The organism is Planococcus halocryophilus (genome assembly GCF_022489025.1).
In the GTDB taxonomy this organism is placed as follows: domain Bacteria; phylum Bacillota; class Bacilli; order Bacillales_A; family Planococcaceae; genus Planococcus; species Planococcus halocryophilus_A.
This window is the reverse complement of sequence record NZ_JAKVTG010000011.1, coordinates 90,484-103,624: the sequence shown is the minus strand read 5'-3', so window position 1 is coordinate 103,624 and position 13,141 is coordinate 90,484. Positions and strand designations below refer to the sequence as shown.

Here is a 13,141-nt window from a genome sequence, read left to right as displayed (position 1 = left end):
GACGTCGATGTTACGGTACTTCTTAATGGATTTTTTGCTCATAGCTAACTGTTTCTCAATACTGTACTTTTGATCTCCTTTGTCGTGATCATGTGGATGGGCACTCACACTGGACAGGGCAGAAAGACTGAGAAATACAATCATGACAAAGATGAAAATTTTCTTCATTTCGCTTCCTCCTTATTATATTTTTGTTCTATGTATTAATAATCTGTTTTTTTACAAAACCTATTATACACTCATTTTTCAGAAATGCAATATAAAAAACTGAATAATTAGATATTTATGAAAAAATATTATTTGAACCAATATTCTGAAACCACAAAAAAGACCGCATCAAATTGAAAGCTTTTGATGCGGTCTTTGAACAGATTAAGTTAAATAATTCCTTGGAAACGTAAAATGATTTCGGCAATAACTGCTGAGCCCAGAAATGTTCCGAATAGAACGAGCATACCAATGACAATGGTTTTCCATCCTAATTGTACAAAATCAAACCATGAACGGCCGATAGATACACCTGCATACGCTAAAATGGGTGTCGCGATAGCCAATAAATTAACTTCCGTTGTATAAGCGGCAATTTGAGCGGAACCTGGCATACCGGGAATTGTTAAAATAAGTCCGATAATACCAATGTAAGCGATACTAGGCAATTGAAAAGGCAATAGGCGATGAATGATTAATCCGGTCAAACTAATACCTATCAGGATTGCTATTCCAGGAAGCGCAGTCCATGGGAGTACATCATAGCCAATCCAATTTCCAATCAGCATGATTACGCCGATGATCATAAAGACTGCTATCCATTCTTTAATGCTTTTTAACATATTCCACGCTTCCTTTCATTGCTTTTTTCTCTTTATTTTTCGACAATATTTCATACATTTTCACAGTTAATGGAAGTCCGACAAAAATACTCATGTACAGACCAGTTACAGAAGAGATTAAATTACTGACACCTGAAAAGGCAGTCAGTGTTTCACTCATTTCAGGAAATGCTGCGATTAATGGTCCAAGAGAAGCGGCTGCCATACTCCCACTGCCAACACCTGTGGCCATTGCAAAAGAAATCGGGTGCAAAGGAGTCACAGTTGCTAAGAAACCAGAAATCATTCCGATAAATATAGAGCCAAAGACTGTTCCAAAAATATACATGGCCATAACGCCGCGGCCTTCTGGTGAAGACAAACCATATTTATCAGTAATCAAAGCGAGATTGGCTTCACGCCCGATTGAATGCGTCATACCAATACTTTCTCTTTTCATACCGAGAAATACTGCTAACGGTAAGGCTAAAAAGATTGTTCCTAAGTTCCCGAACTCTTGTAATAGTAGAGCAGGTCCTGCTTCAATAATCTGTGGAAGTGCGGGTCCAGCTTGAACACCAAATTTTGCAATCAGTATTGAAACCGAAAGAAACACTAAAGGTTCAGCATTAATTGATTGTTTGTCGTTTATCAAAGGGGTAAAGTACAGGGCTAATCCAATTACAACTGCATAAAGCATCGGTAGTAACAGAATGCTACCTGGACCAAGAGGGATTTTGAAGATGCCGATTGATTCGGTAATCGCTACAATACCTAATACAATGACATGTAACCGCCAATCTTTCCATAACGCTAAAGCTTTCTCACTCATTTCACAACGACTCCTTCTATGTAAGAGAATATTTCTCTATGGATACTTAATTTGCGCTAAAAGAGAGCTTATTGTTTTTGGCATATTTTAATGCCGCACTACCTAACACTTTTGCAGCGATCAATAATGCGCGTTCATCAATGTCGAATTTTGGATGGTGATGTGGATAAGTTTCTGTGCTTTCTGGATTTTTGGCGCCTGTAAAGAAAAAAGTTCCTTTTATTTGCTGAAGATAATAGGAGAAATCTTCGCCTCCCATAATGGGTTCTGTTTCTCTCACGTTTGTTACACCAGGGACAGAAGGAGCAAGAGTTGCAACAAAATTCGTTTCGGCTTCATGGTTGACGGTCGTTGGATAGCCGCGTGAATAAGTGTATTCATAATCTGCACCAGAAACGAGGCAAGTTCCTTTAATAACACGGTCAATTTCTTCTTCGATAAAATTACGTATATCTTCTTTAAATGTTCGAACAGTTCCAGTCATTTCAGCCGTATCTGCAATTACATTATAAGGATTTTTTGCTTCGAAATTGCATATAGAGACAACAGCAGATTCAAGAGGATCGATTCGACGGCTGACAATTTGTTGCAAATTGTTGATCAATTGTGCACCTATTACAATACTGTCTTTCGTCTCGTGTGGGCTTGCGCCATGTCCACCTTTTCCGATAATTTTAATGTCGAAGCGATCAGGAGCAGCTTGCAGTGGGCCCGACCGATAACCGATTTCTCCAAGAGGTGTTTGAGCTTGTAGATGTGTTCCGAAAATAACATCGACCCCTTCAAGACAACCATCTTCAATCATGGCAATTGCTCCACCAGGCGGCAATTCTTCTGCATGTTGATGCAAAAATACAATTGTGCCTTCAATTTCTGCCTGCATACTGTTTAATGCTTTCGCCAGACCAAGCAAACTTGCAGTGTGACCATCATGTCCACAAGCATGCATCACTCCATCATTTTTGGATTTATACGGTACATCCGTTTGTTCTTGAATCGGTAATGCGTCAAAATCAGCACGTAAAGCGATTGTAGGACCAGGTTTACCGCCTATTAAATAGGCAAGTACGCCATTACCACCCACATTAGTCTGCACTTTATGTCCGAGGTTTTCATGGAACTGAGCAATGTATTTTGCTGTTTCGACTTCTTCAAAAGACAGTTCAGGGTACTCATGAAGAAACCTTCTAATGCCGACTATTTCATTATATAATTCATCAAGCTTATTAAATAATTGCTCCACAACATAACCTCCTGAGAAATAATATTCTAATCCTATCATAATTATTCATATACAACTATAAGACTTTATACGGAATACAAAAAAAATTCTGATATTTAAACCTATAGTATATGGAAAAAAGGTAGTTCTGTATCAGCAGAGTTTTAGTTAGATGTTATAATAGTTTGAATAATAACTTAATTTATTGTCAATCTGTAGTTGAAAAGAGGAACAATGATGCAAGCGAAAAATTGGTATGGAATAGATACGGTTAACTTGCTGAAAGTACTTGAAACAGATGCAGAAGTTGGATTAAGTGAAGAAAAGGCCAAAAAACGTCATGAGGAATATGGAGCGAATGAGCTGCCAGAACCTAAAAGAGAGCCTAAGCTGATCAAGTTTTTTAAACATTTTAATGATGTATTAATCTATGTATTACTTGCAGCTGCAGTAATTACGTTATTGTTAGGGCATTTAATAGATACGGCTGTGATTTTAATGGTCGTTATAATCAATGCAGTTATTGGTTATATCCAACAAAGCAAAGCGGAAAAGGCATTGGAAAGTATTAAAAAGATGCTGTCATTAAAAGCGATAGTACTGCGGGATTCAGTTAGAAGAGAAGTGCGCTCTGCTGAACTGGTACCTGGAGATCTAGTGGTGCTGTCTGCCGGTGAAAAAAATTCAGCAGATATTCGAATTTTGAAGGCTGCCAATTTAAAAGTGGAGGAGTCCTCTTTGACAGGTGAATCGGAAGCAGTGGAAAAAAATTCAGCAGTATTGCCAAATGATACGGTATTGGGTGATCGATTAAACATGGTGTTTGCAGGAACAACGATAGCCTCTGGTTCAGGAATAGGAGTAGTTGTTGCCATTGGATCAGCTACAGAGCTTGGGCAAATTAGCTCATCAATAGAAGAAGTCGATCGATTACAGACGCCATTATTAAAACAAACAGCAGCTTTTGGTAAAGTAATATCTTTGACCATTATCATTAGCTCTTTTGTCATATTCACCATTGGTTATTTGTTTCATGATTATGCAACAGCTGAATTACTGCTGGCGATTATCGGACTAGCAGTAGCTGCGATTCCAGAAGGCCTACCAGCTGTTCTATCAATCATTTTGGCGATTGGAGTTCAGCGCATGGCAGGACAAAATGCCATTGTCCGCAATTTGCCTTCTGTTGAAACTCTTGGAGCCGTTACTGTAATTTGTTCGGATAAAACAGGGACATTGACTAAGAATGAAATGACCGTTACTTCGGTGATATTAGAAGAAAAAGAATTAACTGTAACTGGAACTGGTTATGCACCAGTGGGCTCTGTTTTTTACAATAAGCAACCGGTTAATCTTGTAGAATATCCAGATTTCAAGGAGTTTCTCACAGCTATTAAAACGGTCAATGAAGCTCATTTGAGATGTGATGAAAAAGGGAATTGGGTCATTAGTGGAGATGCTACGGAAGGTTGCCTTATTACGCTAGCTGAAAAAATGAACGAAGAGGTTCAAAGATTACCAATCTTATCGAAAATTCCTTTTGATTCGGATTATAAGTACATGGCAGCGCTAGTAGAAAAAGAGCAGAGTAAATGGATTTATGTGAAAGGTGCACCTGAAAGTTTATTGGGAATGACCGGTTTGTCAACTTCATATGGAGAAGGGGCTTACTGGCATGAAAAGATGTTTCAACATGCCAATAAAGGCGAGCGGTTGATTGCAGTTGCGACAAAGCAAGTTAGATCTTCTACTTGCTTTATTAATCATGAGGATATGGAATCGGGATTTGGGTTAATCGGTCTGGCAGGAATTATTGATCCTCCAAGGGAAGAAGTCATAGATGCAATTAAACAATGTCGCAAGGCGGGAATCATTGTAAAAATGATTACGGGTGATCATAAAGATACAGCAGTCGCCATAGGTGCCCAAATGGGAATCGGTGATGGGAAACGAGTTCTTGAAGGCAAAGATTTAGATCGAATGGATGAAAAGGAGCTAGCCCAGGCGGCAGTGAATTACGACGTCTTTGCTCGTACTAGTCCGAACAATAAGCTTCAGTTGGTCCAAGCATTACAAGCCGAACAGCATATTTGTGCCATGACTGGAGATGGCGTCAACGATGCGCCAGCACTTAAGCGTGCGGATATTGGTGTAGCGATGGGGATAAAAGGGACGGAAGTATCTAAGGAAGCAGCTGGAATGGTTTTGGTAGACGATAACTTTAGCACAATTGTAAATGCGGTAAAAGAAGGCAGGCGCGTTTATGATAATTTGAAAAAGACCATATTGTTTATTTTGCCAACAAATATATCAGAAGGTGCTTTGATTTTTGTTAGTATTTTGTTTGGTACAGCAATGCCTTTAACAACAGTCCAGATTCTTTGGGTTAACATGATTTCCGCAGTTACTATCTCATTGGCCATTGCTTTTGAAAAATTGGAACCGGGTGCTATGAAGCGGCCCCCGAGAAAGCCAAATGCCAAATTGCTGAGCCCTTATTATATTTTTCGAATCTTTTTTGTTTCATTTATCATCTGCGGTGGAATTCTATTAATGAATATGCTTTTGACTGAACAGCAAATAGATCCATCCATCATTAATACGATGACGTTACAAGCATTGGTAATGGCACAATTGATGTATTTATTTAATTGTCGCAGTGAGACCGAGTTTGCATTAAACCGAAATTTTTTCTCGAATAAAATTGCGTTCATCGTCTCCTTCATTTTAGTTAGTGGGCAGCTTGCGGTGACGTATATGCCATTTATGAATATGTTACTTGGCACCGTGCCATTAAAAGCAGAGGATTGGATATGGCCATTAGCAATCGGTGTGTTGGTATTTGTTATTGTGGAATTTGAGAAATGGATTGTTCGTCGCATTAAAACATCTAAGAAGTTTCGTTAACTTATGATACATAGCCATTGCCTTTTTTTGTAGGAAGAAGGAGGATAATATGGATCGTGTCATTCAAAAAATAACGACGAATTTATGGTTTGATATGAATGCTGAAGAAGCAGTAGAATTCTATACGTCAGTTTTCAATAACTCAAAAGTCGGACGAGTGACATACTATAGTGGTGTAGGTAATGAAAGTCATAATCTTAATGCAGGAAAAGTCATGACAATTGAGTTTCAGATTGAAGGTCAGGAGTTTTTAGCTTTAAATGGTAGCCCAGCGTTTCCATATACCGAAGCAATTTCGTTCATCATCAATTGTGAATCTCAAGAGGAAGTGGATTATTATTGGGATAAACTGACTCAAGGCAGCGATGTAAAAACGCAAATGTGTGGTTGGTTAAAGGATCGGTTTGGAATTACCTGGCAAGTGATTCCGGTCGAATTAAGTAATATGCTGATTGATGGTGAAGCAAAAAAAGTAGAGCGGTTAACAAATGCATTACTGAAAATGAAGAAATTAGATTTAAATGAATTGCGTAGTGCGTATGAATAATAGTAGAGAGCAGTGGCTGTTCCTGCCTTATGGATTTCATAAGGTGGGATTTTTTTCATTAGATTTTTTGAGTTTTCAAATCGGAGTTTTTGAACTTCGTATACGAAATGTGTAAGCTAAAACATATTCGGTAATTTTGCAGTATAAAGGAGAATTAGATGAAAGATATACATAGTGATATTTTAGAATTTAGAGGCAGCCATTATGATTTTGGTGTTAGGCAAGGAGAACTTTTAAAAGATAGTGTGATATTGGATAATCGGAGAAAGCAATGGAAAGCGAAAAGACCAAGATTTGAAATAAACGTGCAGGAGACAGAAGAGGTCTATCGTGAGTTTGCACCAAAAATATGGGACGAATTATTGGGGCTGCAAGAAAGTCTCGGTTTGCCAATGGAAGAAGTGATTCGTGACTTTGGTGGCTACCGAATTGATGCAATGCCTTCCGGTTGTTCAATTGTGACAGGCAAAGATTTTATGGTTCGTAATTATGATTTCCACCCACAAACCTACGAAGGACGCTTTAGTTTGTTTCAGCCGACTGATGGAGGGTATGCCATAATCGGACCAACGTCACGGATTCTTGGACGGATGGACGGGATGAATGAGAAAGGCTTAGCGATGGGCTATAATTTTACACACCGGAAAAAGCCTGGAAATGGCTTTGTTTGCTATTTGATTGGGCGTATTATTTTAGAAACTTGTGCTACGGTAAATGAAGCTGTAGAACTACTGACGAAAATTCCTCACCGAGGATCATTTAGTTATATTGTGACAGATACCAGTGGAGAAACACGTATTATTGAAGCAAGCCCACGTGCAGTTGATGTTCGAATCGGGAATGTTTGTACCAATCATTTCGAGATTCAACAGCACGAAAACCGTAACTATTTGAAAGACTCATTTGATCGACTAGAAGCGGTTCAAACCCAAGAACAGCAAATAAAAGATGTGATGAGTGCGTTCCGTTTATTTAACGACGTGGATAAAGGTGTTTTTTCAACTCTTTATAAAAGTTGGGCAGGAACAATTCACACATCTGCTTATTTACCGAAAGAAAAACAGGTGTGGTTTGCGCTTGGTGGAAACCAACAACCGGTTGTTTTTGACTTTAATAGCTGGCTGCAAGGCAAAAATTTAGCTATTCAAACGATACATGGAGCTGTAGATACCGACATTGGTTTTGCGCATGTTGATAAACAATTTGTATGAAATAAAAACAAGAGCCAGCTAAATGCTGGCTCTTGTTTTTTAAAGTTCTGCCATATGAACAAATGGCAAATGTGTATCTATTTTTCCGTTAATTCGTTTAGCGTATAAGCGCTCGCCTTGCAGCCATTTATCAAAATCTAGCATCAGCGGTAAGCGATCTGGGCCGATAGCAAATCCAACTTTTAAGCTATGTTGGAAGTAAGAAGCGGTGTGAAGAGTGCCTGAAGCTGTGCTGTATTTTTTCGAAAAAACCCCTTTGTCAGAGTCATTTAATAGACGAAAAGCATTGTATGCATCGATTTTTTTATGTTGTTGCAACATCATTTGTTCTCTTCGACGAGAGTCATCGGTTTGGTAGCGGTTTTCTTCAACTAGTAACTCAAAATGATTGGTGGAAACTGCAGATTCACGAACCACTACAGACCGCGGCGATGCTTCGACTACTACTGATTTTCCGGTACGGTCTAATAGTACGTAACTAAAAGAGCGGCGATGAGGCAGTTCTTCTAGCAACGCTACAGCGTCATCAATAGTCGCACAGTTTTCTAAAATCAAACGGCCGATCATATTGCAGATAAACCCATCTTCTGAGTTACGGCGGTTAATAAAATTATAGCCCATGACTAAGCCTTTTTCGTTCATCCCATCTGTGCGTCCAGTAATTTGCATGGTAGGTCCGATTGTCGCAAATCCTCCATCAGTTGGTTGATACAAAGCAAGTCGACCTTCATACCCTTGTGGTGAACTATCGTAATTGCGTACCATGAATTCGGACTCGGTATAAATCGAGCAGCCGCTACGTGTGTATTCCAAGTAATAGCCACCGAATTCTCGAATCGCCTCATGCATTGACCAGTCGAGAGCGTCGGCTAAGCCAGTGATTTCATCCCATACTCTTGGAGCTAAGGTTAATAATATATTTTTTGCGCGTTGTTCATCAATAATTAAATGACGGCTAGAAGCTTTTCTTTGCTTTTGGCGGTTTGGAAGTATCAATGATTCTTTTAGCAATTCTCCTTGCATTCGACCAAATTCATAATGGCTTCCGCGAAATTGAACAATATCGCTATGCACTCGTTTCATGTAAGAATCCCTCTTTTACTTTTCAGTGTAAGAAGAGTTTACTGCAATCATGCAGGAATGGAAAAGAATATGCTTAACATGGAAAACAAAGAGATATAAGTATGAGGTTTCAAAAAACTGGGCAAAAAAATGTGGATGCCTATTTTGAGCATCCACATTTTTATTCGTTTATTACACTACATAAATCTCAGCGTCTCCACCGTTAATGCCAGTAAACATATTCGAAGCAGCGGTGAGAAGTTGCAAAGCTGTATCTTTTTCCATCGAAGGACGTAGATAAAAAATATGCACAGCATTTTTGGTCTGTTCCGTAATAGCAGTCCGTTTAGAATCCACGTAAGGGCTGCCAAAGGCGCCTTGAGCATCTTTGGATACAAGAATGCCAGTTAAGGTGTTGATGCGATTATTCAAGCCTTCGTAGCGGTCTGCGTTAGTCCCGACTGCAATTTCAATATCGCCTTCAACTTTGTCGGCGTCATATAAACCAAGCGGAATTTCGTATTGTAGCGACAAAAAGCTATTCATGTCGACAGCGGAATCGACGACTGATAAATAATTTTGCTTTTTAATACGACGATACAATGCTTCAGCAGATGGTCGGTAACGGCTAGGGTCAGCCCCTAATGCTTTCCAAATTAATTGCCATTCAAGCAGCCCAGGGAAATCTGTAAATTCTTTATCTTCCAACTCAAAGTACAATTGTTCTTGAAAAAGTTGAAGACGGCCTTTTAACATTTGAGGTGAATCGGAAACGGTGATATTGTTATAATGAATGACACCAATTTTAAAGTCACTTAGTGTTTCTTTTATTTGAGGATCGATTGTCAGTTTCATTGCAATCTTCCTTTCATTAGGAGTTTTTATTATCGTATCATAGAATTGAGTGAGGGGTTACGACATGAATCTTGATCAATTTCAAAAAGAACTTGTTGCGTATGCCTCGGATATCGGAATTGATAAAATCGGTTTTGCCTCTGCAGAACCTTTTTATAGCTTAAAGCATCAATTGATTCGCCAGCAACAGTTAAATTACCAGTCTGGATTTGAAGAATCGGACGTGGAAAAGCGTACGCGACCTGAATTATTGTTGAATGAAGCCGTTAGCATTATTTCCATCGCTATCGCTTATCCATCACGGATGACAGATGCACCGCAAGGAGTAAAAGGTGCACGGCGAGGTATATTTTCCAGGTCCTCTTGGGGCAAAGACTACCATGCGGCACTTAGAGAGCGGCTGACGCTGTTAGAAGCGTTTATCGCGTCGCGTTACCCAGAAGCGAGAATGCGGTCAATGGTGGATACCGGTGAGCTGTCTGACCGTGCAGTAGCAGAACGTGCTGGAATAGGCTGGAGTGCCAAAAACACCAATATTATTACACCGGAATTTGGTTCGTATGTGTATTTAGGCGAAATGATAACCAATATTCCGTTTCGATTTGATGAACCGATGGAAGATCAATGCGGCGATTGTCGCTTGTGCATTGATAGCTGTCCGACCGGGGCGATTGTCGAAGGTGGACAGTTAAACGCTCAGCGCTGCATTTCGTTTTTGACGCAAACAAAAGGATTTTTGCCAGATGAGTTTCGTGGTAAAATTGGTAACCGGTTGTATGGTTGTGACACGTGTCAAACGGTGTGTCCAAAAAACAAACGTAAAGCCAATCAAATCCATGCAGAATTCGAACCAGATCCGGAAATTGCCAAACCGTTATTGTTGCCATTATTAACGATTTCCAACAGGGAATTCAAGGATAAGTTTGGATATGTGTCCGGATCGTGGCGAGGCAAAAAGCCGATTCAGCGAAATGCCATTTTGGCGTTAGCACATTTTAAAGAAACGGCTGCTGTACCTGTGTTGATTGGGTTGCTCGAAAGTGATGAGCGGCCAGTCATACGAGGAACCGCGGCATGGGCACTTGGCAAAATCGGAACAGTAGAAGGTTTAGCTGCTCTGCAGCAAGCAGAAGAAAATGAAAAAGAAGTAGAAGTACAAGAGGAAATTCAAAAAGGATTGGCATTTTTTGCTGAAAGATCGAAAGGATAAGTGAAAGATTTGGCTATTCATATTGTGTTGTACCAACCGCTGATTCCAGCAAATACAGGGAATATCGCGCGTTCATGCGCAGGAACAGGTGTGAAATTGCACTTAATACGTCCGCTAGGCTTTTCGACAGATGATAAAATGTTAAAACGTGCTGGACTCGATTATTGGGAGCATGTCGATATTCATTATTACGATGGCTTGCAAGAGTTGTTTGACCGATACAAAGACGGGGCATTCTACTATATTACGAAGTTTGGGGCAAAAACACATACTTCTTACGATTATTCCGATCGAGACAAAGATCATTTCTTTGTTTTTGGACAAGAAACTAAAGGATTGCCAAAAGAATTGATTGAACAAAATCCGGATCATTGTTTACGGATTCCGATGAACGACAATATCCGTTCGCTCAATTTATCAAATACGGCATCAATTTTAATGTACGAAGCGTTACGCCAACAAGATTATCCAGGGTTAGAATAAAAAAAGGACAGCGAATTTCGCTGTCCTTTTAAACTATTCTCTTTCGTTTGTTCCAGGCTTGTCATCGTATCCAGCAGTGAAAATAGCTACTAAGAACGAAACACAAATACCTAAAATAAGGATTAAGTTCATAATAATGACCTCCTTGAAATGTGCATCTTTGTTTAGTATAGCTTACAAGCGGAAAAAATGAAATATACAACATGGCTTGAAATGTGGATAATTTCTGACGGTCTGCAAAAAATGAAACCTTTTCAACACTCAAACGTATAAATAAGACAACAACAGTTATAGAAGGGATGAAATTATATGAAAATGAAAATTTCTGTCGCATTGCTTTGGTTTACAGGACTTGCCGAAGCATTTCTTGCGATTCCGTTAATTGGCGGGGGCTTTGTCATTAGCACAGGCTACTCAGCTTTAGGCATCATGTTCGTGCTTCATGCAATTACGTTGTTCTTTTGCTTCCGTGAATATGCACCAAAAACAGGGTCGATTCTCGGAATTATTACTAGTACCATTGCTTGGATTCCAGGAGTCGGCTGGATATTCCACTTGATCACCGCAGTTGTTTTATTACTGTCAGCAACATTTACAAGAAACCGAGTATAACTAAAAAAACCGCCAAACGGCGGTTTTTTTATGTCTATTCATCAATGAGGTGCGATTAACAATTGAATGGCAAACAAGATAGCAAAGATATAAAGAATCGGATGCACGGATTTACCTTGTCCTTTAAAAACTTTCATCAGTGGATAAGAAATAAATCCGAAAGCAATACCTGTTGCAATACTAGAGGTTAAGGGCATAGCAAGGACAATCAGAAAGGCAGGAAAAGCTTCGTCGAATTTTTCCCATTCAATTTGTTTAACAGAGCCAATCATTAAACTTCCGACGATAATTAGGGCTGGTGCTGTGATAGCTGCGACACTTGATAAAGAACCAACTAATGGTCCAAAAAATGCTGCAACAATAAATAAAATAGCAACCGTTAAACTTGTCAGACCAGTACGTCCTCCAGCTGCCACACCTGCAGAAGATTCTACATAGGCAGAAGTTGGGCTTGTCCCAACCATTGCACCTGCTGTAGCTGCGATTGAATCAGCTAACAAAGCTTGTCGCATTCTCGGCATTTTATTGTCTTTCATAAGACCGGCTTGCTTAGCAACGCCGATCATGGTGCCAGTGGTATCAAATAAAGTAACAAGTAAAAATGAGAAAACGACACCATATAAGCCGAACTCAATAACTAATTGAAGAGCTTCTAAAGGGTTCCAGATAAGAATTCCTTCTGGCAAAGAAGGGAGCTTCATCAGTCCGGCATCGAATTTTAATTGGCCTGTGAAAAAGGCAACGATTCCAGTAATGATCATGCCGTAAAAAATACCACCATGAATGTTTAAGGACATAAAGATTACGGTAATTAGTAAACCGAGTAGCGTTAGTGCGACTAATGGAGACGTTAAATCACCCAATCCGACCAAATTAGCATCATTAGCTACAATCAACCCACTGAGTCTCATACCGATAAAAGCGATAAATAAACCAATTCCCGCTGTAATCGCATGCTTTAAGTTTTCAGGAATGGCTTGAATCAATACTTTTCTCAACGAAGTTAACGACAGTATAATGAAAATGAGACCTGCCACAAACACCGCTGCAAAGGCAGTTACATAGTCGATGGCACCATCTGAACCGAGAACCATCGAAGTGAAATAAGCGTTTAAGCCCATGCCTGGTGCGATGGCGATAGGGTAATTGGCAGCTAAGCCCATCCATAAAGTTCCGATGACAGCGGCGATAATGGTAGCCAAAAACACTTGGTCAAACGGTACACCTGCTGCCCCTAAAATAACGGGATTGACGATGACAATATAAGCCATAGTTAAGAAAGTCGTCATACCGGCAGTGATTTCCGTCTTTATCGTAGAATTATTTTCTTTTAAATGAAACATAGAAAGCTCCTCCTAAAAACACGAACAATTTTAAACAACATGATATAT

12 protein-coding genes are annotated in these 13,141 nt (G+C 39.6%); 6 read left to right on the top strand and 6 right to left on the bottom strand.

Annotation, left to right across the window (positions count from 1 at the left end; genetic code table 11):
• Positions 1 to 377 precede the first annotated feature (377 nt).
• The 3 genes from MLE13_RS12915 to MLE13_RS12905 are packed head-to-tail and all read right to left on the bottom strand — an operon-like array spanning position 378 to position 2,884.
• Positions 378 to 830 carry a hypothetical protein gene (locus MLE13_RS12915; protein WP_240750090.1) on the bottom strand — a complete coding sequence of 151 codons (453 nt, stop codon included), beginning with the start codon at positions 828 to 830 and terminating at the stop codon, positions 378 to 380.
• Positions 814 to 1,641, bottom strand: coding sequence for a DUF3100 domain-containing protein (locus MLE13_RS12910; protein ID WP_240750089.1), 828 nt, complete (start codon positions 1,639 to 1,641; stop codon positions 814 to 816). Before MLE13_RS12910 ends, MLE13_RS12915 begins: the two co-directional genes overlap by 17 nt.
• A 46-nt stretch (positions 1,642 to 1,687) precedes the next feature.
• The gene (locus tag MLE13_RS12905) at positions 1,688 to 2,884 is read right to left on the bottom strand and encodes a M20 family metallopeptidase (protein WP_346429170.1); all 1,197 of its coding nucleotides are present in this window, start codon (positions 2,882 to 2,884) and stop codon (positions 1,688 to 1,690) included.
• A 216-nt stretch (positions 2,885 to 3,100) separates the two neighbouring features.
• Between MLE13_RS12905 and MLE13_RS12900 the strand changes: the two genes are divergently transcribed.
• The 3 genes from MLE13_RS12900 (at position 3,101) to MLE13_RS12890 (ending at position 7,528) form a co-directional block, all read left to right on the top strand.
• On the top strand, positions 3,101 to 5,770 hold the full coding sequence (locus MLE13_RS12900) for an HAD-IC family P-type ATPase (RefSeq protein WP_240750087.1): 2,670 nt from the start codon (positions 3,101 to 3,103) through the stop codon (positions 5,768 to 5,770).
• 49 nt (positions 5,771 to 5,819) lie between these two features.
• A complete protein-coding gene (locus tag MLE13_RS12895; RefSeq protein ID WP_240750086.1) occupies positions 5,820 to 6,317 on the top strand; it encodes a VOC family protein in 498 nt (165 codons plus the stop codon).
• A gap of 158 nt (positions 6,318 to 6,475) precedes the next feature.
• Positions 6,476 to 7,528 (top strand): C45 family autoproteolytic acyltransferase/hydolase, encoded by a 1,053-nt coding sequence (locus MLE13_RS12890; RefSeq protein WP_240750085.1) that lies wholly within the window; start codon positions 6,476 to 6,478, stop codon positions 7,526 to 7,528.
• Positions 7,529 to 7,567: 39 nt separating this feature from the next.
• Here the strand turns inward: MLE13_RS12890 and MLE13_RS12885 are convergent, their stop codons facing one another.
• Both MLE13_RS12885 and MLE13_RS12880 read right to left on the bottom strand, forming a co-directional pair.
• Positions 7,568 to 8,611 carry a C45 family autoproteolytic acyltransferase/hydolase gene (locus MLE13_RS12885; protein ID WP_240750084.1) on the bottom strand — a complete coding sequence of 348 codons (1,044 nt, stop codon included), beginning with the start codon at positions 8,609 to 8,611 and terminating at the stop codon, positions 7,568 to 7,570.
• Positions 8,612 to 8,782: 171 nt separating this feature from the next.
• On the bottom strand, positions 8,783 to 9,445 hold the full coding sequence (locus tag MLE13_RS12880) for a B3/B4 domain-containing protein (protein ID WP_240750083.1): 663 nt from the start codon (positions 9,443 to 9,445) through the stop codon (positions 8,783 to 8,785).
• A gap of 64 nt (positions 9,446 to 9,509) precedes the next feature.
• Between MLE13_RS12880 and queG the strand changes: the two genes are divergently transcribed.
• The 3 genes from queG to MLE13_RS12865 all read left to right on the top strand — a co-directional run bounded on the left by queG (position 9,510) and on the right by MLE13_RS12865 (position 11,750).
• Positions 9,510 to 10,655: a tRNA epoxyqueuosine(34) reductase QueG gene (queG, locus tag MLE13_RS12875; RefSeq protein WP_240750082.1), complete on the top strand. Its 1,146-nt coding sequence runs from the start codon at positions 9,510 to 9,512 to the stop codon at positions 10,653 to 10,655.
• Positions 10,656 to 10,664: 9 nt separating this feature from the next.
• Positions 10,665 to 11,138: a tRNA (uridine(34)/cytosine(34)/5-carboxymethylaminomethyluridine(34)-2'-O)-methyltransferase TrmL gene (gene trmL, locus MLE13_RS12870; RefSeq protein WP_240750081.1), complete on the top strand. Its 474-nt coding sequence runs from the start codon at positions 10,665 to 10,667 to the stop codon at positions 11,136 to 11,138.
• A 309-nt stretch (positions 11,139 to 11,447) separates the two neighbouring features.
• Positions 11,448 to 11,750, top strand: a complete 303-nt coding sequence (locus MLE13_RS12865; RefSeq protein WP_240750080.1) for a hypothetical protein — start codon at positions 11,448 to 11,450, stop codon at positions 11,748 to 11,750.
• Positions 11,751 to 11,791: 41 nt separating this feature from the next.
• Here the strand turns inward: MLE13_RS12865 and MLE13_RS12860 are convergent, their stop codons facing one another.
• Positions 11,792 to 13,093 (bottom strand): NCS2 family permease, encoded by a 1,302-nt coding sequence (locus MLE13_RS12860; RefSeq protein WP_240750079.1) that lies wholly within the window; start codon positions 13,091 to 13,093, stop codon positions 11,792 to 11,794.
• Between the last annotated feature and the right edge of the window lie 48 nt (positions 13,094 to 13,141).

Bases quoted from the DNA above. Each gene is read 5' to 3' on its own strand.
- MLE13_RS12915 (WP_240750090.1), bottom strand. From the start codon at position 830: ATGTTAAAAAGCATTAAAGAATGGATAGCAGTCTTTATGATCATCGGC.
- MLE13_RS12910 (WP_240750089.1), bottom strand. From the start codon at position 1,641: ATGAGTGAGAAAGCTTTAGCGTTATGGAAAGATTGGCGGTTACATGTC.
- MLE13_RS12900 (WP_240750087.1), top strand. From the start codon at position 3,101: ATGCAAGCGAAAAATTGGTATGGAATAGATACGGTTAACTTGCTGAAA.
- MLE13_RS12895 (WP_240750086.1), top strand. From the start codon at position 5,820: ATGGATCGTGTCATTCAAAAAATAACGACGAATTTATGGTTTGATATG.
- MLE13_RS12890 (WP_240750085.1), top strand. From the start codon at position 6,476: ATGAAAGATATACATAGTGATATTTTAGAATTTAGAGGCAGCCATTAT.
- MLE13_RS12885 (WP_240750084.1), bottom strand. From the start codon at position 8,611: ATGAAACGAGTGCATAGCGATATTGTTCAATTTCGCGGAAGCCATTAT.
- MLE13_RS12880 (WP_240750083.1), bottom strand. From the start codon at position 9,445: ATGAAACTGACAATCGATCCTCAAATAAAAGAAACACTAAGTGACTTT.
- queG (WP_240750082.1), top strand. From the start codon at position 9,510: ATGAATCTTGATCAATTTCAAAAAGAACTTGTTGCGTATGCCTCGGAT.
- MLE13_RS12865 (WP_240750080.1), top strand. From the start codon at position 11,448: ATGAAAATGAAAATTTCTGTCGCATTGCTTTGGTTTACAGGACTTGCC.
- MLE13_RS12860 (WP_240750079.1), bottom strand. From the start codon at position 13,093: ATGTTTCATTTAAAAGAAAATAATTCTACGATAAAGACGGAAATCACT.